The sequence below is a fragment of the Psychrobacter sp. TB67 genome (assembly GCF_000511065.1).
In the GTDB taxonomy this organism is placed as follows: Bacteria; Pseudomonadota; Gammaproteobacteria; order Pseudomonadales; family Moraxellaceae; genus Psychrobacter; species Psychrobacter okhotskensis.
This window is the reverse complement of record NZ_AYYA01000006.1, coordinates 34386-60213: the sequence shown is the minus strand read 5'-3', so window position 1 is coordinate 60213 and position 25828 is coordinate 34386. Positions and strand designations below refer to the sequence as shown.

The following is a 25828-nucleotide window of genomic DNA, read 5'->3' as shown; positions in this document are numbered from 1 at the left end:
TCTGTGCAGGCACAGCAAGCAAGAAAAATGGATATCAGCAGTCCTAATATTTGAATGTTCAACAGACCCTAGTTTTTTGCTTTAATATTGGTATCGACATCGACCGAAACAGACATACCGGGACGTAATTGGGTAAGGGCAGCCTGATTTTGGTCTAAATCAATGCGCACGGGGATACGCTGGGCAATTTTAATATAGTTGCCCGTCGCAGGGTTGGCAGCTGCAGCACTAAATTCACTGCCAGTGGCTGGTGAGATGTTGCTGACATGACCACTAAATTTGGCACCACCCAGCGCGTCAACATGGATGGTTGCAGGTTCACCAATGGCCATATTAGCAACTTGCGTTTCTTTAAAATTTGCGATAATCCAAATGCCTTTGGGTACGATATACATGAGCTGTGTACCCGCACTGACATATTGCCCTTCTTTGACACTGACTTGACTCAACTGTCCGGCTTCAGGGGCGGTGATAATGGTGTTGTCTACATTAATCTGCGCTTGCTTGAGAGCTGCTTCAGCATTTTTTATATTGGCATCGAGCGAAGCGCGGCTACCACTGGTCTTTTTACGGTTTTCACGAGCCGCTTGTAAGTTCGCTTCAGCTTGTTGAACGCCTGCCTGCGCTTGTGCAAGTTGTGCTTTTATATGAGCCACTTCTGCCTTTGATACCGCGCCGATGGCATCTAAACCCTGATAGCGATTGACATCTTCACGAGCACTATCGACACTCACTTTGGCGCTATATAAATCCGCTTCGCGTGCTTCAATCTGTGCTTGGCTGGTTTGTGTGTCCTGAGCATTGCTAGAGCGGTTGGTAACCGCCACTTCAATATTGGCCTGCGCCTGCTCAAGCTGTTGTTGAAACGCGCGATCGTCTATTTTTATTAGTAAATCACCCGCTTTTACTTGGGCAAAATCCTGTACGGCTACTTCGGTGACATAGCCAGATACTTGCGGACTAATAATGGTTGTTTGCCCTTTCACAAAGGCATTGTTCGTTTGCTGCAAAGTCGGGGTAAAAGGCGGTAGCTTCCATGCATATAAAATCAATGCCACGCCAATGAGTATTAAGGCAATCAATAAACCTAGATTTAGGTAGGATTTTTTCATAGGTGACCAGCCAGTGGCTGCCACAATCGGCTCTTTGGGCGGCATTGGTGGTTTATCACTGGTATTTTGGCTATCGACAGCCGATTTATCTGTATTTTTATTTGTATTGATATCCGCTTTTTTATTCGAGTCGGTAGCGGCAATTTCAGGCTCTACTGATTCGTTATTATTTTTTGGAGAGGCAGTTACTTTTACTTTAGCTGTATTAAGGGTCGTATTAAGCAGCGCGTCAGTTGGCGTCTGAGATTTTTGGTTAAGCTCACTGGGGTTTTCTTTGCTCATGACGCGCTCCTAAAGTTTGAATAAATATAACAATTATGTTCGATATTTCGATGATGTTATGCAAGATGGCGAGCAAAAATTAAGGCATTTAAAGCCGTTATTTTCCTTCACGCATTTTGGCAATGACAGCCAGCTCTTTAGCAAGGGGATTACGTTTGTGATAACGGTTATAGAGATAATTTATCAATAAAATAACAGCCGACAAAGTCGCAATACTGGCCATAAGAAAAAACAAGTCATCGTAAGCTGCGACGGTAGCTTGCCGTTGGATACCTTGCAAAACTTGTCCCATGGCAGCAACGTTGGCTTGGGTAGAATCTGTTATTTGACCTGATAAAGCCCTACCTGCGCCTGCAACTTGTGCTACTAACTCAGGCTCCCCTAAGTTGAGTGAGCTGACCATATCGGCATAGTGCACTTGCGTACGAATAGTGGTAAAAGCTTGAATAGCCGCCGCTCCTGCAAGCCCGCCCACCGTCTGCGAAATACCAAAAATCACTGAAAAACTAATAATATACGCAGGGCCACTGGCAATGGCTCGTAAAAACCCTTCAAAAACCAGAGGACCCATAAAATACACTGCGGCAAAAGCAATGAGGAATTGGCTAAAATAAAACATCGTCGGCGCCGAGTTAATCGATACACCCGTATCCAGCCAAGAACCTAGAGCGATTAGCGCCACTGCAAAAATAACAGGTCGACGCAAATCTATTGGATTGGTACTAAAAATACTAATGACCAATGCCAAAATACTGGCTGCTAATATCACAGCATAAAAAGTGACCAGCTGATCATTACCATAGCCAAGATTGGCCAGTAGTCCGGCAGCGCCAACACTTTGCTCGGATAGCAAGATACGCATGACCGCACCCGTTGTCATAAAAGCAATAATGTTGCGACTACGCATCCAGCGCACCTGTAACATGGGGTTTTTTCGGTGAGTCTCAATCCATAATGCGATGCTAATATTGACGCTTGCAATGATGAGCGGGTAGCTCAGCCAAGGTGTTGTCCACCACTGTATGCGGCCTTGTACTAAAAACACCGCCAATGCTGCAAGACCACTGGCAAAAAAAGCAAAGCTTAAAAAATCCAGTTTTTCGAATACTTTTTCAGTATTGCCCGGTGGTAGCTCTAATATATTAATGAGTCCAAAACAAATCAAAGCCAAACCAAATTGAAATAAAAACAAGCTTTCAAGCTGACCATCGACAGCGAGATAGGGTGAGATAATCCGTGATAAGGGAATACCAAACTGTACCAAGCCAAAGCCTAATATCAAGCCACTAGTACGTTTGACGGTTGGCATACCTTGCAAGCAATAGAATAAGCCTAATATGGTCATGCCACTAGCAACCATACCACTGAGTCCTCTAGCAATGATTTCTAAGTAATAAGGATCAATTTGGATACTGGTAGCGTTCAATAGATGGCTACTGACCAACCACTGCAAACTCGTGGCCGCCAATAAAAAAAACAAGGTAATTTTACTAAAGAGTGACATGCCAAATTGCTGGCGAATTTTGTACAGTAGCACCGTAATACAAGCATTGGTCATATTATAGCTGACAGATATCCAACCACCTTCGACTGGTGTTAAGCCCATTTCGCCCTGAATTTGGGACAGGTTTGCCACCAATAGCCCATTTTGAAAGCTGGCGGTTATCCCAATAAAAATTCCGATCATTAAATAACATAGTTTACGGCGTGTAGGATGATCAGGGTTGGCAGGAGAACCAACCATCATTGGCTGTTCATGCGGCTTAAATTTGTATTCAGTATTCATGGGCGTAAGATAATCGGCGTGGTTGGATAGAACAAGACTGGACAAAACAAGACTGGGGTATTGCTACCCATAATGGGCAGCGCTATCATCAGAGTGATAAAATGAGAAAAATAGCCCAAGCTGAGTTTGAACTATTTTATCATAATTCTATTAAGAGTTATCTTACAGCGCCCATTTATTTATGAGTACGCTTGCTACGAGAAGTAAAATATTAGCGGCATAAGATTACTATGGACAAGGGGTAACGTCTAAATCATAAAGGATAAACAGTAATAGTTAACCCTAAGCAAAGGTCAAGATAGGCAGTAGCTGCTTTGAATCTCTATTAGGGCATGTCCTCAATTCAATTGACCCTATTTAAATAAGCTAAAAATGGCTGAATTTTAAAAAATTAGTGGCAATAGAGAGTTTAAATATGGGATAACGTGTAATAGCCATAAGTACAATGACTGATAATTGTTGAATTTTTATAGACAGGATGCTTGCCGGTTTAACTTTGTCGGGTCAAACTGTGATGCTTATTTATCAATTTCCATCAATAAACCACTAAGCAATAAAAAAAGAAAAAAGACACAAGGCAATGTCTATAAAGGCGTAATTACTCACTTTTATAAGGAAGCAAAATGGATTTTGCGCAGATAACGATAACAGCACCCAAATCACCGAGTGCGTGGCTCGACATGGATGCCCTCGATCATAACATTCAGCTGGTCAATCAAAAAACCCAAGCCGTTAGCCTACGTTTGGCAACCAAGTCACTGCGCTCGATTGACGTCTTACACTATATCAAACAACACTCTCCTCATTTTATTGGCCTCATGTCTTATGCTGCCGACGAATCTGTCTATCTGTTAGAAAACGGCTTTGATAATATTCTCTGCGCCTATCCGACATTAGATATGACGAGCGTCACGCAAACTTTTCCCTATATAAAACAAGGCGCGACCATGATTTGGATGGTAGATCGTCCTGAACATGTAGAGGCACTGAATAAAGTCGGTAAGGCGCATGATGTGGTGGTAGATATTTGCCTCGATATCAATATGTCGATGCCGCTGCCAACGTTGTATTTTGGCACCAAGCGTTCTGCCTTAATGAGTAAAAAAGACATTAAAAAACTCATCAAACACATCAAAAAATTGGCCAATGTCAATGTCTGTGCAGCGATGGGTTATGAAGCACAAATTGCTGGACTGCCCGAACATCTGCCAGGTAAAGCGCTACTAACGCCAGCCATTAAGCTGTTAAAAAACCGCTCAAAAAAACAAGTCAGTCAGCGGCGAGGCTCGCTGGTCAGTTGGCTCAAAAAACAAGGTTATAAGCTAAAGATCGTCAATGGCGGTGGCAGCGGTAGTATGGATTTTACTTCTCGCCAGCCTGAAATCACTGAAATCACTGTTGGCTCGGCATATTATAAGCCTGCGTATTTTGATTACATGGACAGCATGACTGAGTTTCAGCCAGCGGCAGGATTTGTGTTACCCGTCACACGTCAGCCCGAAAAAGGCGTTATTACTTGTCATGGCGGCGGGTTTATCGCTTCAGGCGCCACCGGAGTGGACAAAGCTCCTGTTGTGCACTATCCCTCCAATTTGTCGATAATGGCTGATGAAGGTTTTGGCGAAGTACAAACGCCGATGACGGCTAGTAAAGTTGGTAAAAAATCTGCTAATGGTGAAAATGAGCTAAATATTGGTGATGCTGTCTGGTGCCGACATGCAAAAGCGGGCGAGCTGTGTGAACACTTTAATGAGCTAAGCTGTTATCGAAAATCTGACATATCTGCGCATTTTTCAAATACTGGAGCAATAGCAAACGGTGCAAAAGTTGAGCAAGCCATGACCACCTATCGAGGAGAGGGTAAATGTTTTCATTAAGACAGTGGCAAGGCAATAACGACTGGCAGAATTGGGTCGGTTATGTGACTGCTCAGCCTGAGCAAAAGCTCATGCCCTCATCCGTTGCAGAACTGCAAGATATCGTCAAAAATGCCCGCGCCAACAAAAAGCGAGTTAGAGTTACGGGTGCAGCGCATTCGTTTAGTGGCTGTGCAAAGCCAGAAGAGATTGCCGTCAGCCTACACAATATGCGTGGACTTGTCTCAGTAGATAAAGAGGCTAAATTAGCGACTTTGCAGGCGGGTACTTATTTATCTGAAATTGGGGAAGCGCTAAAAGAACACGGTTTGGCACTAGAAAATATGGGTGATGTGCAAGCACAGACCATTGCAGGGTCAGCAAGTACCGCCACCCACGGCACAGGCATTAGCTTGGGCTCAATCGCCAATCAAGTCGTAATATGGGAATGGGTAGATGGGCGCGGGGAGCTGCATACTCATCACCGCGGTGATCCCGAAACCGACGATTTAGGCAATGCCTTGCATGCCAGTCTAGGTATGCTCGGCATATTTACCAAGCTCACCATCAAAGTTGTTGACCTTTATGGCCTAAAAGAGAGCAATGAAGTATTGGATTTTGAAGAGGGTTTGGCCAGATTTTATGAGACCGCCCACAGTCATCGCCATCTGGAATGGTTTTTATTTCCAGGTACCAATAAGCTCCAACAAAAAACGCTGTCTGTGATAGCGCCAAAGCCAATGAGTGAATGGCAGAAGTTTAAAGATCAGTTTGATAGTGCCGTGACCCTCAATGGCGCTTTTTATCTGCTTTGTGAGCTGGCACGTATGAAGCCCGCCCTCACCAAAAAAGTCAGTGAAATCTCGGCAAGATCGATACCGAATACCAAACGCGAAGGCTATAGTTATGAGGTGTTTCCGACACCGCGCGGTGTCAAATTCAACGAATCAGAATACTTTATTAAACTCTCTGACTTTGATGAATGTATCTCGGAGGTCAATCACCTTTTACTAAAAGATAATAAGGGCTCACATTTTCCGATTGAAGTGCGCACCCATAAAGGCGAAACAGGCATGTTGAGTCCAACTCAAGGAGAAGACTGTGCTGTCCTATCATTCCATGTGTATAAAGGAATGAATGATGAGCCACTATTTGAATGGTTATACCACTATATGAAAAAATGGGAAGGTCGTCCGCACTGGGGTAAGGTCAATAAACTGAGCCATATAGAACTACAAAACTTGTATCCTAAGCTAAATCGATTTTTGGAGATTCGCCGTCAATACGATCCCGATAATGTCTTTATGAACCGCTGGCTTGAAGAAAAGTTTCTCAACCGCTAATTTTAGACTTTTTCGAATCAGTCTCGTCAAACGATTAAGCGTTCATTTATAGTCATAATATCCTAAGAACGCGACGGTATTGCTGATATCAGTTTTCAGTTTTTTGTAGCCTCTGTCTGCGCAGGCACAGCTAGCAAGAAAAATTGATATCAGCAGTGCATGATGTATCGATATTACTTTTCACTGACGATAAGCAAATCGCACGTCTTTCGTTTATGACATAAAAAAGCAGCTCGTTAAAGAGCTGCTTTTTATAAAATTAATAATAGTTTAAGACTGGATTGATTCATCGTGTTCCGCTTCTAAGCGCATCGCACGTTGATGACTATCAAGACTGGCCAAGTGTAATGCATACTGCTTAATATTTGGATAGTTGTCTAATTTCTGACGACTGGCCAAAATAATTAAGTCAAATGACAACATAAAGTCAGCACCGCTAAGCTGGTTGCCGACGATATAAGACTTACCCTCGACCGCTGCATCTAAATACTTGAACAGTCTGGTTTTTTCTGTCTCTATATAACCGTTCAAAAACTCGTTGTCATTGATACCTGCTTTTTTAGAAAACAACTCAAGCATCAATGGCAGCATGAGCGAGCTTTCAGCAAAATCAATCCACTGTAGATAATGTCCATAATCCACACTATCAGTAGCGGGGCGCAAACGCTCTGGCGCAAAGCGTTCGATCAATAGCTCAGTAATGGCCCCTGACTCCGAGTATATTTCACCATCCATTTCGATGACCGGTGACTTACCAAGGGGATGTACGGCTTTTAAGCTATTAGGTGCCAGATGCGTTTTAGCATCGCGCTGATGACTAATAATTTCGTACGGCTCGCCTAGCTCTTCTAGCAGCCACAAAATGCGTAGCGAGCGTGATTGGTTTAGATGATGCAGTCGAATCATAATAGTACTCTTCTTTACTTTGTCAATTGGATTAACCGTTAAGCTTTGCGATCAAACGCTTAGCGGCTTCTTCTGACGATGCTGGGTTTTGACCTGTGATTAACAAGCCGTCTTCTACCACAAACGATTCCCAATCAGCTGCTTTTTCATAATTACCGCCATTGGCTATCAGTGCATCTTCTACTAAGAAAGGTACCACATCTGTAAGGCCAACCGCCTCTTCTTCTGAATTGGTAAAGCCAGTGACTGTTTTTCCTTTCACTAAATATTCGCCATCGATTTTGACATTTTTGAGGGCAGCAGGAGAGTGACAAACAAAAGCAACCGGCTTATCTTGCTTCACAAACGTCTCAATCAAATTAATAGAGTTTTTATCCACTGCCAAATCCCATAATGGGCCGTGACCACCTGGATAAAATACTGAGTCAAAATCTTCCGCTTTCATATCAGCAAGTTTTTTGGTATTGGCAAGATGCTTCTGCGCCTCAGAGTCTTCTTTAAAGCGCGTCGTATCTTTCGTTTGCGCATCTTCAGTATCGCTACTAGGATCAAGAGGTGGCTGACCGCCAGCAGGAGAGGCTAGGGTTACATTGACACCAGCATCCAAAAACGCATAGTAAGGGGCGGCAAATTCTTCTAGCCAAAAGCCTGTCTTCTTACCAGTATCGCCTAGTTGATCATGTGAGGTTAGTACCATTAAAATATTCATAAGTGTCCTTATTTATTGTTGATGTTGTTTTTAAATTATTGAGTATTAGCAGTCATGCTTAACTATTTATACTGAATTAATTATTCGTACTTAATTAATTTAATATTGTCATTAGCAATGACTGCTAACAGTATTCATGGTTAATGTGTCACTTTCAGTAGTTGTCGTAACGAATTATGTTGTGAAGTCGTTATTTAATGACTTAATTAACGTCACTTACTCGACGTCAGCTACTTTTACGACAGTTTTACCAAAGTTATCGCCATTGAGCATACGGACAAAGGCATTTGGTGCATCATCTAAGCCTTCAGCCATATATTCTTTAGTTTTCACATCGCCTGACTCTACCCATTTACTCATGGTTTTCAAGAATTCTGGGAAATGATCGCCATACTCTTCAAAGATGATAAAGCCTTTGATGGTTAGACGGTTGGCCAATACTTGACCCATTAGCATACCCAAGCGATCTTTACCATCAGGCAGTTCAGTCGCGTTGTATTGTGAGACCAGACCACATACTGGGATACGTGCATGAGCATTTAGTAATGGAATCACTGCATCAAACACTTTGCCGCCGACGTTTTCATAATAGATATCGATACCGTCTGGGCAGGCAGCTTTTAATTGCTCAGCGAAGTCATCCGCTTTATGGTCAATACAGATGTCAAAGCCTAGCTCATTAACAGCGAAATCGCATTTATCGACGCCGCCGGCGATACCAACCGTACGTACGCCATACTGATTACCTACTTGACCAACGGTTGCACCAACTGGACCGGTTGCAGCAGCGACGACTAGCGTTTCGCCTTTTTGTGGTTTACCGATATCGGTCAAACCCATATAACCGGTAAAGCCCGGCATACCGAGGACGCCTAAGCCATAAGAAGGGTTTGGCATATCTTTATCTAATTTCAACACGCCTTCGCCATCACTGACGCTGTAATCCTGCCAGCCTGAATTTGATACCACCAAATCACCGACGGCAAATTTATCAATGTTAGATTCAACGACTTGGGCAACCGTTCCACCCATCATTACGTCACCGACTTCTAAGGGATCAGCGTAGCTTTTGGCATCGCTCATACGTCCGCGCATGTACGGGTCTAATGATAGGTAAACCGTACGCAGTAGCATTTCATTGTCATTTGGCGTTGGGATATCGCTGGTAGCCATATCGAAGTTGTGAGCTTTTGGCGCGCCATGAGGACGACTGGCCAGTTTAATTTGACGGTTTGTTGCTTGGTTTTGTTGTTTTTCAAAGCTCATAGTGAAGCCCCTTTTTTATTTATTAAGTGTTAGATGTTGATGGTCAGTTAATGACTAATATTTAGACAGTTAACGGTTTAACGGTTAGATATTGCATAGTCGTTTTTTAATAGTTATTGACTCTTTGCTTGTTGAAAGCTAATGGCGGATTAAAAGGGCAGTAACTACTCATATTTGAATAGCTACTGTTACTGCAGTCATTAAAGATACTGGTATTCTAAAAAGTGGTATTTTGGCTATCAATATTTTGAGCGTTGTTGTTTCAGCCAAATACCATTCAATCTCAGACAGCATTCGTTTACTGTGTTGATTGGTTACGAAGCTTTGCTGGTCACTGCACGATCTAAGATGCGACGTGATACGTCAAGATCATTCGTGCCGTGCTCACCCAGTTTGACCATTTTATGAGATTCGAGCTGCTTAATAATAGGGTCAATTGCTGACTGGTCTAATTCAGCATCTTCTAAACTGACTGGTAAACCAAGCTCGCGGAAGAAGTTCTCAGTATTGACAATCGCTGTCTCAATGATGGTGTCTTCGTCTTGAGTGCTATCAGTAAGGTTCCAGACATTGCGTGCATACTGGAGCAGTTTGTCTTTTTTGCTGTCTTTTAGCTCACGTAGCACTGAGGGTAAGACGATGGTGAGCGTACGTGCATGATCAATGGCGTGCAATGAAGTTAGTTCGTGACCAATCATATGCGTCGTCCAATCTTGTGGCACACCAGTACCAATCAGACCGTTCAATGCCATGGTCGCGGTCCACATGATGTTTTTACGCGTTTCCATGTTTTCTGGATCTTTTTTGACGGCAGGGCCTTCTTCAATCAAGATTTTTAGTAAGCTCTCAGCGAAAGCATCTTGCACTTTTGCATTGACTGGGTAAGTCAAATACTGCTCCATAACATGGACAAAGGCATCTGCAACACCGTTCATTACTTGACGTTCAGGCAATGTTAAGGTTTTCGTTGGATCTAAGATTGAGAATTTAGGGAAGGCCAATGGGTTACCAAAGGGCAGTTTTGCCTGACGTTCGCTATAGTTGACGACACCGCCTGAGTTCATCTCTGAGCCCGTTGCTGGAATGGTCAATACAGCACCTAAATCAACGGCAGAGTCGATATTTCTGCAATAGCTGGTCAATGCATCCCATGCTTGCTCACGTGAGACAGACCCATCTTCTTCAGTTAATGAAGACACAAGCGCGACAAACTTACTGCCATCAATGACTGAACCGCCACCGACTGCTAATAAGAAGTCAATGTTATGTTCATTGACCATGTCAGCTGCTTTCAATAAAGTCACAAATTCTGGATTGGGCTCGATACCACCAAACTCAAAAATTTCACGATTGCCACTGGCTGCTAACGCTTCTTTAACTTCATCTAAAGTACCAGTGCGCTGAGCTGAGCCGCCACCGTAAGTAATGAGGACGCGAGCATCAGTAGGGACGAGCTCTGATAGTTGTTTGATTTGGCCTTCACCAAAAACGATACGTACTGGGTTGTAATATTGGAAGTTGTTCATAATTTTCCTAAAGGTTGTAGAGTGTATGTCTTACGTTTTAAAACTAAAATTCGTGATGCGTGTTCTAAACATCTGCACGCATTGTACATGAATTAGACCGGTCGTCTAGAGCTTGACCGTGAATGGTTACAAAACTATCGTAAAGCAAATGGTATGAATCTAATGAATGACTATCTATAACCACGGTGCGTTTTTATCAAAAACGTATAATCTAATTTATCAGAAGCATAGACCTAATTAGAGACGTACAGCTTCATGAAAAACAGGCGGCTTCGTTGAAAAAGCACCGTGAGTGACAGTGTGTGATGATGGTGCGTGCTGACAGTTAGCGACCCAGTTGCGAAGTCGTCATTTGCCAGACTTCTGCAAGTGGGGTATTGGTTTGGCTGGTTTTAGCGATTAAGCTGGCACCAAGCCACGCAAAGTACCAGCGCTTTGCCATACTCTCAGCAGCGATATTGTCGAGTTGTGGTACAGAGCCATCAGCCCAACCAGCCTTTATTTGTGTGGCAAGCCAAGTGACGGTTTGCTGATAGCCAGCGTTTAAGGCCTCACGCATTGTCTCTGACATATCTGCCACCTCTGCGCTAAGCTTGACGACCAAGCACTTCCCATGGTCACAGCCATTTTGCTGAGTGTCATACCAGTTTTGAAAGTAGTTATACAGTTTTTGCTGGGCACTTACATCTTGTTCGCCGATCGTTTCTAAACGATTTTTATAATTAAAAAAATAATCACCGATGATTGCCTCACCGAAAGCTTCTTTTGATTCAAAGTAATGATAAAAGGAGCCTTTGGGCACCCCTGCGGTATCCAGTATTTGTTTGATACCAACGGCTGTGAAGCCTTTTTTGGCAATAAGCTGGTAGCCTGTGGCTAATAGGTGGGCTTTAGTATCTGATGAAGTGGTCGTTGTAATAGTAGACATAAAGATAATGTCCTCCTGAGATTTTTTTGATAATTGGGATGGAATAGTTTGTGCAAAATTAAGTTGTGCAAATAGCATATTCGATTATAAAGTGCTTCATTGGTAGGTTTGGGCGAGATATAGATCATTACTTTTAACGCTCTCTTTCAACGTATTTTATTTGGCGTTACGTTTATTCAACAATCTTTAATGATAAATTATTCTCGTTTTCATGATGCCTATGGTAGCATTAGACCAGTCGTCTAGCAAGTTGCGTTTTATAACGGCTTATAACTGAGGTTTTAGTAGGCACTCATTTTTGAGATGCTGACGAAATTTTTTTAGCCCATCTAGATGACTATCGAGGGAATTGAAGACGTGCCCTAGTAGCAGCGTTCATTAATTGCATCATTAGTCATCTAGATACTTGCTAGCTCAACCACTTTATTTCACAACCATAAAATAAATAAGGATAATTATGTCAACCGATACCAATAAAACTGGCGTCTATAATGATTTTCATCTGCAATATATCGCAGGCTCATGGCAACAGGGTAAAGACGATAGCGTCAATACCAACACCAATCCCTTCAATGGCGACACGCTGGTCGAGATTCAACAGGCGACCAAAGATCAGCTCGATGAAGCTTATAAGGCGGCAAATGCGGCACAAAAAGAATGGGCGCAAAAGACGCCAGCTGAGCGTGCCAGTTTAATGTATAACGTCGTCAATGTCTTAGATCAGCGTCAAGACGAGATTGTCGATTGGCTCATCAAGGAGTCGGGTAGTACGCGTATCAAAGCAATGGTAGAGTTCGGTAGTGCGCGGGCGATTACACTTGAGGCCGCAAGCTTTCCTAACCGTGTCCATGGTGAGATTCGTGCATCGAATACACCTGGCAAAGAAAACTTCGTCTACCGTGAGCCAATCGGTGTCGTGGCCGTCATTAGCCCATGGAACTTTCCACTACATCTTACCCAACGCTCTATCGCGCCTGCATTAGCACTCGGTAATGCGGTCGTACTCAAGCCTGCAAGTGATACACCTATTACGGGTGGTTTATTGTTAGCAAAAGTATTCGAAGAAGCGGGTCTGCCAAAAGGACTGCTCAACGTCGTCGTCGGTGCTGGTAGTGAGATAGGGGACGCCATCGTCACTCATGATATTCCAAGCTTTGTCTCATTTACCGGTTCAACCTCAGTTGGCAAACATATTGGCGAACTGGCCAATGGTGGTGACTACATTAAGCAAGTCGCGCTTGAGCTCGGTGGTAATAGCCCATTTGTGGTATTAAAGGATGCTGATATTGAGCAAGCGGTAAAAGCCGCCGCCTTTGGTAAGTTCCTGCATCAAGGTCAAATCTGTCTCGCTATCAACCGTATTATCGTTGAAGACGAGATTTATGATGACTTCGTAGAGCGATTCTTAGCTCATGTTAAAACCTTAAACGTCGGTGATCCGAACAAGCAAGATACGGCAGTCGGTCCAATCATTAATGAAAAACAAGTCAAATCGCTGAAAGAAAAAATCGCTAAAGCACAGGAAGAAGGTGCCAAAATGATTTTGAGTGGTGAGATAAAAGGTCAAGTAGTACCGCCGCATATCTTTACTGAAGTCACTCGTGAGATGGATTTGTCACGTAATGAGGTGTTCGGACCATTGGTCGGTATCATCCGTGCCAAAGATGAGGACGATGCGTTATCGATAGCTAATGACTCCATGTACGGTCTATCTAGTGCGGTATTTACAGCAGATATGCAAAAAGGTCTGCGCTTTGCGCGTGGTATCAGAGCTGGCATGACCCATATTAATGATATCTCAGTCAATGATGAGAGCAACATGCCATTTGGCGGCGAAAAAAACTCAGGTATTGGTCGCTTCAATGGTGAGTGGATACTGGAAGAGTTTACCAGAACGCATTGGATATCAATGCAAAACGAACCGCGTCAATATCCATTCTAATTTAGCCGTTTTAGCTAGTCTTTTTAACTAGCTGTTTTAATAGTATGTTCTAGTCGAGTTAGAATTGTTAATAATGAAAAAGACCGCTTTTATAGCGGTCTTTTTTTTGTGAGTGTCAGCTGTCATTGTGAATCGCTTTATCTAAAAACAGGCTATCGAGAATGAAAACCTAGCAAAGCTTCAATCTCTTCAATAGTTATCTTTCTAACGAGCGCTTGCTCTTCTACTGATAGGCGATTGGTATGTTCTTTTATCATCGTATGGATGCTACGGGAGATCTCAGATGTCGTTGCATAATACATTTGCGGCTGTTCTTTGGTCAGCGTCATCAAAAACTTATTAACGATTTTACGCTTTTCAGCAGGTGCATTTTCTTCAGTCATAGTATTCTCCTAAGTGTCCACCATTTAATCAGCCCACTCAAGTAGAGTCAATGCTAGCGATTACAGTAGCTGCAAAAAGGCAGGTATTTAACACGTCCTATACTGTATCGCTTTTTTTAAAATATTATAGTCATAGCGTAGGGGCTTTTAAATTCTAAAGGATAAGCATGAGCAATCAGTTAGTAGCTAATGAGTCAGGTGAAAAAACAGTATTAATGCTGTTTCATAATGATCTGCGCGTGCATGACAACGCGACTCTGAATCACGCTGCAGCGTTGGCTGATAGTGGGTCTTTAATAATGGTTTATGCGTCGGAGTTGACCGATAGTCAAACGCCAAACTGGGGGCAAGCTTATCACTTTGATGAGAGGGGATTGGCGCGCCAGCAATTCTTAATGGAAAGTTTGGCAGATTTGGAGTCATCGATACAGCGTTTAGGCAATAGGTTGTTGCACTTAAATCAAGATAAAAAAGCAGACGAAGATGCGTTTACCCATCTGTGTCAGCTTATTGAATCACAAAATGTTAGTGATATCTGCGTTAGTAACACCGCCGACTACGCTCAGAATTTGGCTTATAAAGCGCTACGAAATAAGTATCCACAAATCATTTGGCACTATCGATCGACCGCAACGCTTTTTGCCTCAATGCCAACTCAAGAGCTACCCAAAAGCTTTACTCAGTTTCGTAAAAAAGTAGAGTATGAGCATAATCTATTGAGCGCTCAAGACGATCTTGCCATTTGTCAAACCCCCACTAAGTTACCACCTATGCCTAAAACGCTAGATAGTAGCCATTATATTTTTGAATCCAAAACATTTGATAAATCTGTACAGTTAGAGCCAAACTTCAAAGGCGGAGAAGGGCAGGCACTTGTACATCTAAATAATTATTTCAAGTCGGATGCGCCAAGTCGCTATAAGACCACTCGTAATGCGCTCGATACTTGGACTGACTCAACAAAGTTCTCGCCGTGGCTGGCTAACGGTTCACTATCGGTCAAAGTCTTATTAAACCGTTTGCGTCAGTACGAGCAGGAAGTGATCGCTAATGACTCGACGTACTGGATATGGTTTGAGTTGTTATGGCGCGAGTATTTTTACTGGTATGGCGTCACTCATGACAAGGAATTATTTTTATTCAAAGGTATCAGTCATCAGGCACCAGCCAATCGTCATAATCAACAGCGCTTGGAGGCGTGGCAAAATGGCGAAACGAGATATCCTATTATCAATGCCTGTATGAAGCAGTTGAATAGCACAGGATATATGTCAAATCGCGGTCGACAACTGGTTGCAAGCGCCTTTATTCACGAATTGGGACTTGATTGGCGCTACGGTGCGACTTATTTTGAGCAGCAGTTGATTGATTATGACGTCTGCAGTAATTGGGGCAATTGGCAGTATCTAGCTGGAGTCGGCGCTGACCCTAGAGGATGTCGTCAGTTCAATCTAAAAAAACAAACTCAGCAGCACGATCCTAATAGTGAATTTATGGATAAGTGGTTGTCTTAAATATTTCTTATCAGCTCAAATAACATATAAGTATGACTTATGAAAAAACCCAGTCCTTATTTAACGTTTGCCGGTGTCATTCCGTTCGTTGCCTGCGCCATCTTTATCACTATGGGCATTGACGCTATACGGGTACTGGGCGCAACCACGCAGATTCTTTCAGTCTATGGGTTAGTCATTGCCTCATTTATGGCAGGCGCGCATTGGGGCAATCATCTGGGGTTGGCTGATAACCATCCGTGGGCTGTCAAGCTACCTATACTCAGCAATATTATTGCGCTGCTGCTATGGCTTGGCTTTTTAAGCCTATCAACGACGGGTTTTATCTGGTTGCTTATAATTGGCTTCATTTGTCTGCTGCTCATTGATTATGGTTTACGTCGCGCTGATATTATTGATAATAAGTATTTTAAAGTTAGAAAGTACGTGACCCTAATCGTGGTTTTTTCTTTGTTTGTAGCCGCTATACAAATTTAAAGGCTGCTTGCTTAGCATCTGTATTACTTTATCAAATAGACATTAAAAAAGGCTATCACTCTAGTCGCCTTTGTTGTATGCATTCATCATTTTATAAGCTATCAAGTGCATTGCGCATATTGTATAATTTATAACATTCATTTAATATGAACTTTTAAGTAAGCGATTTAAATCAATTCTAAGAAGACTGCTATGCACTCTATCAAGCTACCGAGTAAAGCACCATACTCTCCACATCCTATTCTTAACCTCAGCTTTCGCCTATTTTTTAGTGCTGCGGCAGTATTTGCGATTATCATGATGGTGTTGTGGTCGTTTGTGTTTACCGGACATACCGACATCGATGCTCAGGTTTTAAACCCGCTGTACTGGCACGGTCACGAGATGATTTATGGTTATGCACTCGCTGTGGTGGCGGGTTTTTTACTGACGGCAGTAAAGACATGGACAGGAGTGATGATGCCGCATGGTTATTCGCTACTGGCAATCTTTGCTTGTTGGTTGCTGGCGCGTTTAGGATGGTTGGCTTTTGGGCTTGGCGTCACCATTGCAGGAAGTAGTGCATGGTTATTATATGCAGCGGCATTATTTGATTTGTTGTTTGTCGGCTCGATGGCTTTCGTTATATTTCGCGCAGTGCTACAAGTCAAACAATACAAACAAATGGGAATTTTGGCCAAGCTGGCGCTACTAACACTGGGTAACGGTCTGTGCTACTGGGGTATTATAAGCGCAGACATGAGTACGACCAGAGTAGGTATCTACTTGGGCTTTTACTTAATCATTGGCTTAGTGCTAACTATTGGGCGGCGAGTAGTCCCTTTCTTTATTGAGCGCGGATTAAGTGGGGCTGGCACTGGCACTATAACGCTACGAAATAGTAAAATTCAGGATATTGCCAGCTTGGCTTTTTTCTTCGCTTTCTTTTTGGCCGATTTGTTTTATCCTAATAAGTATTTGCTGACGATCACGGCACTTGGCGTAGCCGTGGTCAATATCATTCGTTTGTTGGGATGGTATAATCGCGGTATTTGGCAAAAGCCACTGCTGTGGTCATTATATATTGCCTTTTTGGGAATGTGTCTGAGTTTCCTGCTCTACGCTTTGCAGCCTTGGCTGGGCTACGCGCATAGTATTGCGCTGCACGGATTGGCCATTGCAGGGGTTGGGATGATGACGGTGGCGATGATGACGCGGGTATCGCTTGGACACACGGGCCGCAGTATTCATCAGCCACCAAAGAGCGTGAATGTCGTATACATTCTGATGATACTGGTATTTGTCAGCCGAGTGTTATTACCGCTGGTTGATATGAATCATTATTTGTTATGGATTATGGTGGCACAAAGCGCGTGGATTGCTTGCTTTGTACTGTTCTGCATCAGTTATTTACCGATGCTAGCACGACCAAGACCAGACGGCTTATTTGGATAATATGCATTAGAGCAAAAATTTCGAAAACGTATAATATGAAAGCATTAACTTTTAATAATCTCAAACTAGACAGGAGCGCGAATCAATGCGACTAACCAATTATAGTGACTACGCACTGCGCTCATTGATTTATTTAGCAGTGAAACCAGATCAGTACTCACTGGCCAACATCAGTGATATCGCAAACAGCTATAATATCTCTAAAAGTCATTTGACCAAGATTATTCATCAGCTCGGTCAGCTTGGCTATATCGATAGCGTCCGTGGCAAAAACGGCGGTATTCGGCTGGCATGCGCGCCAAAAGACATCAACTTGGGCGTATTGATTAAGCAGATCGAACCAGATTTTGCGCTAGTAGAATGTTTTGCGACGCAGTTGCCCAATGGCGAGCGCCAACCACATTCAAAAGGATTGCCCATTACGCTAATAGATGAGTCCGCATCTATCTCTAAGGTAGGCTGTGTGATTAGTCCAGTTTGCCAATTAAAAGGGGTGTTTTTTGAAGCGCTTACAGCCTTTATTGCGGTGCTTGAGCGCTATACATTGGCTGACGTGATGAATAATGAAGCGGAGTTGGCAGCATTATTGTCTTAAATTGCTTTACCATCAAAATCATTCTGTTCAAGGTTTTGGAAATAGACCCTATAATAATAAATTCATAAAAAAGCCGCTGATAATAGCGGCCTTTTTGCATTGAAAATTTTAGATACTGATAAGCTTTAAGCGCTTTCTAGTTTAGGACGCGCTTTATCAATGGTCTTTAACAATGCTGCGGTGAATTCGCCTGCTTCAAACTCGATCATATGGGTATGTGCCGCGCAAAAATGACGGACATCCCAATCATGAGCCAAGCTTGTTGCCCAGTCGCAATACTGTTTGCCAGCATTAGTTTCATTCTTCAGGGCTTTTTCGGTATCAGGTTGCAGTAGTACGTCAGGCAACACGGCATCTAGTAGCTTTAAAGGTGGCGTCACAAAGGTATCATCGACGTGCAAGCTGCGGCTGTCAGGATGATAAACCAATAGCGAACCAGCATGAATCTTTTCATCAGGCGCAATATAATAAATGCCCTTGGGTAAAGAGAAAGCCAGCTCAGGATAGCGCTGAGCTACTGCTTCGCTTTCAACCAAATCATCTGCCCATGCTACCTCTGGCACTTGTTCGGCATGACGGCTACTACCGTAAAATATAGCCTTTGGAAAGTCCTTGGCCATTTGCGCACAGTGTACCGTATGGAAGGGGTGGACATTGAGCACCGCCTCGACATCTTGACCGTCATTGGTCAATGCCATGACCTGAGCACGAACCTCATCGGTCAACGTATAGCTGTCCAAGAATACAAACTTTCCTGACTGTAAGCGTACCAAAGAGCATTGCGCGCCTATATTAACGACACCGCCTATTTTAAACGAGCCGCGTATGTTCCAAAAGCCTGAGCCCAAATCATGAATCTCGTCTGACATAGTTATTATTCCTTTTCATTTTTATTTATCATAACGGTACTAATCATAACGGTTCTACGACGTTACGCCTGCTCAAGCTTAGGACGCGCTTTGCTTACTGCCTTGACTAACGCCTTTTCAAATTCACCTTCTGCAAAGGTTGTTAACTCTGAGTGCGCTGCGCAAAAGTGACGCACATCACGCCACTCATGAGCCAAGCTCGTTGCCCAGTCGCAATACTGTTTACCAGCATCAGGCTCGCTTTTTAGCGCTTTTTTGGTCGTTGGGTGCAACATTATCTCGGGTAGCACCGCGCGCAGTAACTTTGATGGTGGATTCATAAAAGTATCATCGACGTGTAAGCTTTTACTGGCAGGATGAAATACCAATAATGAGCCTGCGTGAATCATCTCGTTAGGCGAGATATAATGCACACCTTGGGATAAAGAAAACTCTAGTTCAGGATAGCGCTGTGCCACCGCTTCGCTCTCCACCAAGTCATCTGACCATTGGACCTCAGGTATTTTTTTATGATGGCGGCTACTGCCATACATAGTGGCTTGCGGGAAATCCTTTGCCATCTGTGCGCAGTGAATCGTGTGAAAGGGGTGCAAATTAAGCACCGCTTCGACATCTTGACCGTCATTGGTCAATGCCATAACCTTGGCACGAATATCACCGGCCAATGCATAGCTGTCCAAAAATATAAAACGTCCCGATGCCAGCTTGATCAGTGAGCATTGGGTACCGATATTTAGGACGCCGCCTATACGAAAAGTTCCGCGTATGTTCCAGAATCCTGAGCCTAAATCTATAATTTTGTCTGTCATAATTATTTCTCCTTAATTGATCAATGATAAACAGTCTCGCCATGGATAATGACTTAGGACACGCTTAAAGTCTGTTATAAAAAAGATGTTATGTGTGGCGATATTCCATCAGCGCAGTGAATTCAAGAGAAATTGTCATTAATAAACGCGCATTCGCTTGGCTTTTTTCACTGCTGATGGGTTTTAATGCTTATAATTTACGCTTATTATTTGTGCTATTTCTTGTGATTGTTTAGACCATTCAAGTTAACTCATTTAAGCCTTCTCAAGCTCAGAACGGGCGCTGTGGATAGTAGACAATAATGCTGCTTCAAATTCACCTTCTTCAAACACTACTAAACCTGAGTGCGCGCCGCAAAAGTGACGCACATCGCGCCAGTCATGTGCCAAATTGATGGCCCAATCGCAATAATTTTTGCCCGCATCTGGTTCATCTCTTAGTGCTTTTATCGTCGTGGCATGTAAGTTTATACCCGCTTGTACCGCATTGAAGCGTTTTGACGGTGGCGTCTCGATGGTATCGTCGACATATAAGCTTTGGCTGGCAGGATGGAATACCAAGAGCGAGCTTGCATGTACCGTATCATCAGGGGCAATATAATGAATGCCTTGCGGTAGTGAAAATTCAAGCTCAGGATAACGCTCGGCGACCGCTGCACTTTCAACGTAATCCTCACTCCAGGTTACTTCTGGCACTTCTTTATGATGACGTGCACTCCCGTAAAATAGAGCATGTGGAAAGTCTTTTGCCACTCGCGCACAGTGCACCGTATGAAAAGGATGTACGTTGAGTACGGCTTCTATGTCCTGCCCATTGTTGGTCAGCGCCATCACTTGCGCGCGGACGTCACCCGTGAGCGTATAGCTGTCTAGCAGCACAAACTTTCCAGAGTGTAACTTTACTAAGGCTGATTGATTGCCTATATCGATCATGCCTTGTCTCACGAACGAGCCGCGAATGTTCCAAAAACCTGCACCCAAATCATGTATCTGGTCTTCCATTGTAGATAATCCTCTTTAAATCATAGCTGAATTCGATAGCTAAATTCGAATGTTCTTAGACCTAATATACGCAAATAAAGGGAGACTTAAAGCAAATGTCACCATTCCTATACACCGCTTTACGGACAGTCTTTATAATTGTAAGCAGAAATGCGCGGGCTTTTGCTATAGTTTTCGTTGGCACATAAAAACTTATCGAAGCGTGTGTCATTATTAATATGGCGCTGCATCCACGCGATGCCAGGCTTACTCAGCAATATCTCGTTAAAGCGGTAACTTGGACAAAAGTGGCTACCATTGTTTACTTCAACTATCATTTTGGGGCCGGTGGCATTTTTATAGAAAGCGTTGCTATATTTATTGTTAGGCGCAATCCGATCATGCTCGCAGGTAATGACTAAGGTTGGCGTTTTTACCGCGCCATAGCTTTTGTTATGGTAGGGTGCTAGTGGCATGATGGCTCGTACTGTGCTGCGCTCCGTTGCCAGTCTAAGCGCACCGCCGCCGCCCATCGACCAGCCAATAGCACCCAACCGCGTAGGATCTATCATGCTGCCGACGGTGTCATCAGCGATCATGTGGTCGAGCGCGGCGTTCAATTGAGCCGCTCTGCTATCTGGATCGTCATAGATAGAGTGGGTATTGATAGTGATAACGACGAAGCCCCAAGATGCCAGACGCGGCCCCCACCATTTAATAGCAGCCTCGTAGGACACATAACCCGGAACCACAGCGATAGCGCCTAACAGACCGCAGCCGCTAGCATTGGTCGGGTAGTGAATCGTACCACCACCGAAACCCTTTGCTGACTGTCGCGAAACGCGTTTGGTGCGGACAGAGAAGGGACCATTATCACGAGTATCTGACAGAGCATCTGCCGTGATTGCGCTATCTGCAATACAGTCTGATGGCATCGCTGGTACTTCTGGTAATGCTTCATTTACTGTATGAACTGTAATCTCAGATAGGCTGAGTTCAGCCAAAGTCGGCATAGAAAAAAACAACGCGCCCGTGACAATAATAGCTTTTGCAAGCCCAGCATTTTTTACCATGATAAACATTCTTGTATGTGAGGGTTGTATAATTTTGATTGGCTTAGCTATTGATTTTTTATTCTATTTTTGACGCTATACCTGATAAGGCAAAATAATAGTAGACATTAATCTTTTAATTGTCAAAGCCATAAACCGCCTGCACGGTATCGAATGCGACTAGGCTACAATGCCAATTTGAAGGTAAAGCGTGGCTAATGTTAAGTAGCGCGGCTAATTTTAAGCAAAGGTATTTCTATAAGTGGCGGCGCTATGATATAAAGAAAAATGGCAATATTTTTTGGTCAAATAACAAGGCTAATGTAGCGCCAATAACACATCTAAAACTGAGTATGAGGTCTGATGTGGTAACATAACTCGCTTGTCTTTAGGATAAATATTTATCATTTAAGAGGTATTTACTATTTAAAAATACCATTTTATCCTATAGATTTATCATATAACGCTTTTAGTATCTATAGTCAGTGAAAAGTAATATCGAACCATCACGCACTACTGATATCCATTTTCCTTGCTTGCTGTGCCTGTGCAGACAGAGGCTACAAAAAATTGATATCAGCAAGCAATACCGTCGCGTTTTTAGGATATTTTGACTATAGCTGTATCAACCATCTTTCATCCAAGTCAATAACAGGTATTTATCACTGTCATGGCATAACCAATATAGTCAGCCTCCTTGTGAATCATTCTACTGATCAGACCCAATATACCGCCCCACCGCCTTCCACTTCGCCAAATGGTTCTACGTCATGGGTTTTAAAACTCACCTTTGGCTTGATTGGCATGTTTGCTTTTTTACAAGTGTATTCTATTCAAGCGGTGCTACCTGTCCTGATGCTAGATTTTGCGGCGACTGAAGTCCAAGCGGGCATGATCGTTGGAGCAACTGTGTTAGCGATTGCTATCATGTCACCGTTTTTGGGTATGCTCTCTGATGCCGTGGGGCGTAAATCATTTATCGTTGGCGCGTTACTGTTTTTAGCGATTCCGACGGCGTTAATTGCGCAAAGCCCTAGCATTGGCTGGATGGGTATGTGGCGCTTTATACAAGGGTTGTCCGTGCCCGGTATCACTGTGGTGACGATTGCTTATATCGGTGAAGAGTTTGAGGGGCGGGCAGTCACTGAATTGATGTCTTTTTACGTCTCAGGCTCAGTGTTTGGTGGCTTTATGGGACGGTTTTTGCTCGGTCATTTACACGAGCTTATCGGCTGGCGCGCAGGCTACTATGTAATGGCAGCGATGACGCTGATTGGTGCGCTTTGGGTGGGTAAGATACTACCATCGTCACGTCACTTTGAAGCCAACCCGAACTTTCGCTCAGCGATACAGACACTTAGCGAGCACCTGACCAATCGTTATGTGGTCACTGCCTGTTTACTTGGTTCCTGTGTGCTATTTTCCTTAGTTGGCTGTTTTACCTTTATCAATTTGTACCTAGCAGGCACGCCCTATGAGCTTAGTACTGGGGCGCTGGCTAATATTTTTGCGGTATATTTAATTGGGGTGGTCATTACGCCATTATCCTCTACCTTGCTAAGACGATTTGGTTCAGCACGAACCGTTCGGGTAGCCGTTGTTGTATCAATGCTTGGGGTATTATTGACCCTTGTGACGCCACTTTGGGGTATTGTGGTAGGACTTGCAATTATGTCCTCGGGCGTGTTTGTCACGCAGGCGGCAACCATCAGCTATATCGCAGTCAATGTCAAAAAAGGTCGCTCATTGGCTTCTGGTTTATACTATATGGCCTATTATGCAGGTGGTACTTTAGGTGCTTGGCTATGCGGGATAGCCTATGCGCGCGGTCAATGGTCGCTTACGGTAGGGTTGTTATTATTCGTGCAAGTATTGGCATTATTAGTCGCTAGCTTTGGCATGATAAAAACCAAAACTCGTACTACTTAACCTATATAGCCAATAAAAAAGGGCAGGAAAATCACTGTTGCTGTTTCAGTACTTACGCAAGCAGCCTTTACATATAAGCGGTTTTTTCTTACTATCAGTATCAGGCTTATCGAACATATCTTTTATTAAAACAATAATTTTAGTTTGCCTCAAACCCTTTAATAGCCATTAAAATTATCAAAAATACTCAACAAGGACGTCAGATTTATGTCAAATATTTACCACAGCGCACCAGCTGCTTATGAGTTTCCACTTCTGATCAAGCAATTGTTAAACCGTGCCAAAACCGTCTCACAAGATCAAGAAATCGTTTACGCGGATAAAAAACGCTTTACTTATAAAGATCTGTTTAATCGTATCAATCGCTTAGCGAACGTTTTAGCCGACTTGAATCTCGCTACTGGTGATGTGGTCGCCGTCATGGATTGGGACAGCCATCGCTATTTAGAATCCTACTTTGCAGTGCCGATGTCGCAGTATATTTTGCAGACCGTCAATATCCGCTTATCACCAGAAAAAGTGCTGTACACCATTAATCATGCGAAACCAAAAGTGCTGATGCTGAACTCTGAGTTTGCCGCACTGGTGAAGGATTATCAGTTTGAGAACTCTAGTATCGAGCATATCATCTGGCTAGATGACAATGGCATGACAGTAGAAGGGGTCTTTGGTGACAACCAAAGTCGCGTAACGGGTGAGTATGAGGCATTGCTCGAAGCCGCTGATGACACCTTTGACTTCCAAGACTTTGATGAAAACACCATTGCGACGACTTTTTATACTTCGGGCACCACAGGCGACCCAAAGGGCGTGTTTTTTAGCCATCGTCAGCTAGTGCTACATAGTATGGCAGAAGCCGCCACCCTAGGTATGTTGCCGAACAAACAAGGCGTGAGTAACGGCGATGTTTATATGCCGATGACGCCGATGTTCCATGTGCATGCATGGGGTTTCCCGTTTACCGCAACGATGGTCGGTCTCAAGCAGGTCTATCCGGGACGCTATGCGCCTGATACTTTGCTGGATTTAATCATTAAAGAAAAAGTCAGTATCACCCATTGTGTGCCGACGATTTTGCAAATGGTACTCAAAGAAGCGCAAGATCGTGGGGCCAGCTTTAACGGTCTAAAAATGATCATCGGTGGTTCAAGATTGACCGAAGGCTTAGCAAAGTCTGCATTGGCGCAAGATATCGAAGTCTATACGGGCTATGGTATGTCAGAGACGGCGCCGCTTATTAGCTTGACAGAGTTTAGCCTCAACGAACCAGAAATGACGGAAGAAGAAGACATTTCTCGCCGTTGTATGACTGGTAAGCCAGTGGTCATGGTCGATGCACAGGTATGGGGCGAAAACAATCAATCGGTGGGTACGGGTGAAGAAAATACAGGTGAGCTGGTACTGCGCGCACCGTGGTTGACCCAGAGCTATCTGAAAAATGACGATGCAGGCAAAGAGCTGTGGGAAAACGGCTACATGCATACTCAAGATATCGCCTATGTCCGTCCTGATGGCTACATTAGAATCACCGATCGTCTAAAAGATGTGATTAAGTCAGGCGGCGAATGGATATCATCGCTTGAGATTGAGACGATTTTATCCCTGCATCCAGCAGTGGCTGATGTGTCAGTTATTGGCGTTCGCGATAAGCAGTGGGGCGAGCGTCCATTGGCCTTGGTGGTACTCAAGCCTGATTGCCAAGATACCAAGGTGGAGGACATCAAAGCCATCGCTGAGAAAGCGGTAGAGCGCGGTATCATTCCTAAATATGGTGTGCCCAGTCAGTTTAAGTTCGTTGATGAGTTGCCCAAAACTTCTGTAGGCAAACATGACAAAAAAGTCATGCGCGAAATGTACGATGAGCAGAAATAAGACTTCATTAAATAGTCAGCTGTTTAAAACGCTTGCGTTAAGCAAAATATCAAATGGCTGACATGCGTAGTAGTTGACCTTTATATCTAGCTCTGCTACATTTTAAACCGATACATAACGTATCGGTTTTTCAGTTCTGGCAGGGACAGCCAGTTTTATATTATGATAGTATTGAATAAGAGCGTATCTTATAAAGCGTCATATTATAAAATCATCTCTTATAAAAGCGCTTTTTATAGTATCGCTTATTATAACCT

General features: G+C 43.5%; 21 protein-coding genes. 9 read left to right on the top strand and 12 right to left on the bottom strand.

All coding sequences use genetic code 11. From position 1 onward, the window contains the following. Positions 1 to 68: 68 nt before the first annotated feature. Positions 69 to 1394 carry an HlyD family secretion protein gene (locus tag W293_RS0101000; protein ID WP_025650678.1) on the bottom strand — a complete coding sequence of 442 codons (1326 nt, stop codon included), beginning with the start codon at positions 1392 to 1394 and terminating at the stop codon, positions 69 to 71. A gap of 97 nt (positions 1395 to 1491) precedes the next feature. Continuing rightward, entirely contained in the window at positions 1492 to 3180 is a 1689-nt protein-coding gene (locus tag W293_RS0100995; RefSeq protein ID WP_025650677.1) for an MFS transporter, read from the bottom strand. Positions 3181 to 3803: 623 nt separating this feature from the next. Between W293_RS0100995 and W293_RS0100990 the strand changes: the two genes are divergently transcribed. Continuing rightward, a complete protein-coding gene (locus tag W293_RS0100990; protein ID WP_025650676.1) occupies positions 3804 to 5057 on the top strand; it encodes an alanine racemase in 1254 nt (417 codons plus the stop codon). Then, a complete protein-coding gene (locus W293_RS0100985) occupies positions 5045 to 6379 on the top strand; it encodes a D-arabinono-1,4-lactone oxidase (protein ID WP_025650675.1) in 1335 nt (444 codons plus the stop codon). The genes W293_RS0100990 and W293_RS0100985 overlap by 13 nt, the downstream gene beginning before the upstream one ends. Before the next feature lie 270 nt (positions 6380 to 6649). On the opposite strand, the gene W293_RS0100980 is transcribed toward W293_RS0100985, so the two are convergent. The 5 genes from W293_RS0100980 to W293_RS0100960 all read right to left on the bottom strand — a co-directional run bounded on the left by W293_RS0100980 (position 6650) and on the right by W293_RS0100960 (position 11714). Next, a complete protein-coding gene (locus W293_RS0100980) occupies positions 6650 to 7285 on the bottom strand; it encodes a glutathione S-transferase family protein (RefSeq protein WP_025650674.1) in 636 nt (211 codons plus the stop codon). Between the two features lie 31 nt (positions 7286 to 7316). Further along, the gene (locus W293_RS0100975) at positions 7317 to 7994 is read right to left on the bottom strand and encodes a type 1 glutamine amidotransferase domain-containing protein (protein WP_025650673.1); all 678 of its coding nucleotides are present in this window, start codon (positions 7992 to 7994) and stop codon (positions 7317 to 7319) included. A gap of 216 nt (positions 7995 to 8210) precedes the next feature. Then, the gene (locus W293_RS0100970; RefSeq protein WP_025650672.1) at positions 8211 to 9260 is read right to left on the bottom strand and encodes an NADP-dependent oxidoreductase; all 1050 of its coding nucleotides are present in this window, start codon (positions 9258 to 9260) and stop codon (positions 8211 to 8213) included. Between the two features lie 314 nt (positions 9261 to 9574). Continuing rightward, a complete protein-coding gene (locus W293_RS0100965; RefSeq protein WP_025650671.1) occupies positions 9575 to 10786 on the bottom strand; it encodes an iron-containing alcohol dehydrogenase in 1212 nt (403 codons plus the stop codon). 325 nt (positions 10787 to 11111) lie between these two features. Further along, a complete protein-coding gene (locus W293_RS0100960; RefSeq protein WP_025650670.1) occupies positions 11112 to 11714 on the bottom strand; it encodes a TetR/AcrR family transcriptional regulator in 603 nt (200 codons plus the stop codon). A 457-nt stretch (positions 11715 to 12171) separates the two neighbouring features. Between W293_RS0100960 and W293_RS0100955 the strand changes: the two genes are divergently transcribed. Continuing rightward, the gene (locus W293_RS0100955; RefSeq protein ID WP_025650668.1) at positions 12172 to 13656 is read left to right on the top strand and encodes an aldehyde dehydrogenase family protein; all 1485 of its coding nucleotides are present in this window, start codon (positions 12172 to 12174) and stop codon (positions 13654 to 13656) included. A gap of 152 nt (positions 13657 to 13808) precedes the next feature. Here the strand turns inward: W293_RS0100955 and W293_RS0100950 are convergent, their stop codons facing one another. Then, positions 13809 to 14039: a hypothetical protein gene (locus W293_RS0100950; protein ID WP_025650667.1), complete on the bottom strand. Its 231-nt coding sequence runs from the start codon at positions 14037 to 14039 to the stop codon at positions 13809 to 13811. Between the two features lie 167 nt (positions 14040 to 14206). Here W293_RS0100950 and W293_RS0100945 point away from each other — a divergent pair, with 167 nt between their 5' ends. The 4 genes from W293_RS0100945 (at position 14207) to W293_RS0100930 (ending at position 18059) form a co-directional block, all read left to right on the top strand. After that, positions 14207 to 15553: a DASH family cryptochrome gene (locus W293_RS0100945; protein ID WP_051395063.1), complete on the top strand. Its 1347-nt coding sequence runs from the start codon at positions 14207 to 14209 to the stop codon at positions 15551 to 15553. Positions 15554 to 15592: 39 nt separating this feature from the next. After that, entirely contained in the window at positions 15593 to 16030 is a 438-nt protein-coding gene (locus W293_RS0100940; RefSeq protein ID WP_025650665.1) for a DUF3429 domain-containing protein, read from the top strand. A 192-nt stretch (positions 16031 to 16222) separates the two neighbouring features. Further along, on the top strand, positions 16223 to 17464 hold the full coding sequence (locus W293_RS0100935; RefSeq protein ID WP_025650664.1) for an NnrS family protein: 1242 nt from the start codon (positions 16223 to 16225) through the stop codon (positions 17462 to 17464). A gap of 85 nt (positions 17465 to 17549) precedes the next feature. Then, positions 17550 to 18059 (top strand): Rrf2 family transcriptional regulator, encoded by a 510-nt coding sequence (locus W293_RS0100930; protein WP_025650663.1) that lies wholly within the window; start codon positions 17550 to 17552, stop codon positions 18057 to 18059. Between the two features lie 125 nt (positions 18060 to 18184). On the opposite strand, the gene W293_RS0100925 is transcribed toward W293_RS0100930, so the two are convergent. From W293_RS0100925 to W293_RS15870, 4 genes are all read right to left on the bottom strand, one after another. Then, the gene (locus W293_RS0100925) at positions 18185 to 18928 is read right to left on the bottom strand and encodes a hypothetical protein (protein ID WP_025650662.1); all 744 of its coding nucleotides are present in this window, start codon (positions 18926 to 18928) and stop codon (positions 18185 to 18187) included. Positions 18929 to 18990: 62 nt separating this feature from the next. Further along, positions 18991 to 19737, bottom strand: coding sequence for a hypothetical protein (locus W293_RS0100920; RefSeq protein WP_025650661.1), 747 nt, complete (start codon positions 19735 to 19737; stop codon positions 18991 to 18993). A 255-nt stretch (positions 19738 to 19992) separates the two neighbouring features. Next, positions 19993 to 20739 carry a hypothetical protein gene (locus W293_RS0100915; RefSeq protein WP_025650660.1) on the bottom strand — a complete coding sequence of 249 codons (747 nt, stop codon included), beginning with the start codon at positions 20737 to 20739 and terminating at the stop codon, positions 19993 to 19995. 119 nt (positions 20740 to 20858) lie between these two features. Then, entirely contained in the window at positions 20859 to 21791 is a 933-nt protein-coding gene (locus W293_RS15870; RefSeq protein ID WP_025650659.1) for a dienelactone hydrolase family protein, read from the bottom strand. 774 nt (positions 21792 to 22565) lie between these two features. Between W293_RS15870 and W293_RS0100900 the strand changes: the two genes are divergently transcribed. Next, on the top strand, positions 22566 to 23699 hold the full coding sequence (locus tag W293_RS0100900; RefSeq protein ID WP_198015403.1) for an MFS transporter: 1134 nt from the start codon (positions 22566 to 22568) through the stop codon (positions 23697 to 23699). A 207-nt stretch (positions 23700 to 23906) separates the two neighbouring features. Next, entirely contained in the window at positions 23907 to 25571 is a 1665-nt protein-coding gene (locus W293_RS0100895; protein ID WP_025650657.1) for a fatty acid--CoA ligase, read from the top strand. Positions 25572 to 25828 lie beyond the last annotated feature (257 nt).

Coding starts and splice junctions, on each gene's coding strand:
- W293_RS0101000 (WP_025650678.1), bottom strand. CDS start 1,394: ATGAGCAAAGAAAACCCCAGTGAGCTTAACCAAAAATCTCAGACGCCA.
- W293_RS0100995 (WP_025650677.1), bottom strand. CDS start 3,180: ATGAATACTGAATACAAATTTAAGCCGCATGAACAGCCAATGATGGTT.
- W293_RS0100990 (WP_025650676.1), top strand. CDS start 3,804: ATGGATTTTGCGCAGATAACGATAACAGCACCCAAATCACCGAGTGCG.
- W293_RS0100985 (WP_025650675.1), top strand. CDS start 5,045: ATGTTTTCATTAAGACAGTGGCAAGGCAATAACGACTGGCAGAATTGG.
- W293_RS0100980 (WP_025650674.1), bottom strand. CDS start 7,285: ATGATTCGACTGCATCATCTAAACCAATCACGCTCGCTACGCATTTTG.
- W293_RS0100975 (WP_025650673.1), bottom strand. CDS start 7,994: ATGAATATTTTAATGGTACTAACCTCACATGATCAACTAGGCGATACT.
- W293_RS0100970 (WP_025650672.1), bottom strand. CDS start 9,260: ATGAGCTTTGAAAAACAACAAAACCAAGCAACAAACCGTCAAATTAAA.
- W293_RS0100965 (WP_025650671.1), bottom strand. CDS start 10,786: ATGAACAACTTCCAATATTACAACCCAGTACGTATCGTTTTTGGTGAA.
- W293_RS0100960 (WP_025650670.1), bottom strand. CDS start 11,714: ATGTCTACTATTACAACGACCACTTCATCAGATACTAAAGCCCACCTA.
- W293_RS0100955 (WP_025650668.1), top strand. CDS start 12,172: ATGTCAACCGATACCAATAAAACTGGCGTCTATAATGATTTTCATCTG.
- W293_RS0100950 (WP_025650667.1), bottom strand. CDS start 14,039: ATGACTGAAGAAAATGCACCTGCTGAAAAGCGTAAAATCGTTAATAAG.
- W293_RS0100945 (WP_051395063.1), top strand. CDS start 14,207: ATGAGCAATCAGTTAGTAGCTAATGAGTCAGGTGAAAAAACAGTATTA.
- W293_RS0100940 (WP_025650665.1), top strand. CDS start 15,593: ATGAAAAAACCCAGTCCTTATTTAACGTTTGCCGGTGTCATTCCGTTC.
- W293_RS0100935 (WP_025650664.1), top strand. CDS start 16,223: ATGCACTCTATCAAGCTACCGAGTAAAGCACCATACTCTCCACATCCT.
- W293_RS0100930 (WP_025650663.1), top strand. CDS start 17,550: ATGCGACTAACCAATTATAGTGACTACGCACTGCGCTCATTGATTTAT.
- W293_RS0100925 (WP_025650662.1), bottom strand. CDS start 18,928: ATGTCAGACGAGATTCATGATTTGGGCTCAGGCTTTTGGAACATACGC.
- W293_RS0100920 (WP_025650661.1), bottom strand. CDS start 19,737: ATGACAGACAAAATTATAGATTTAGGCTCAGGATTCTGGAACATACGC.
- W293_RS0100915 (WP_025650660.1), bottom strand. CDS start 20,739: ATGGAAGACCAGATACATGATTTGGGTGCAGGTTTTTGGAACATTCGC.
- W293_RS15870 (WP_025650659.1), bottom strand. CDS start 21,791: ATGGTAAAAAATGCTGGGCTTGCAAAAGCTATTATTGTCACGGGCGCG.
- W293_RS0100895 (WP_025650657.1), top strand. CDS start 23,907: ATGTCAAATATTTACCACAGCGCACCAGCTGCTTATGAGTTTCCACTT.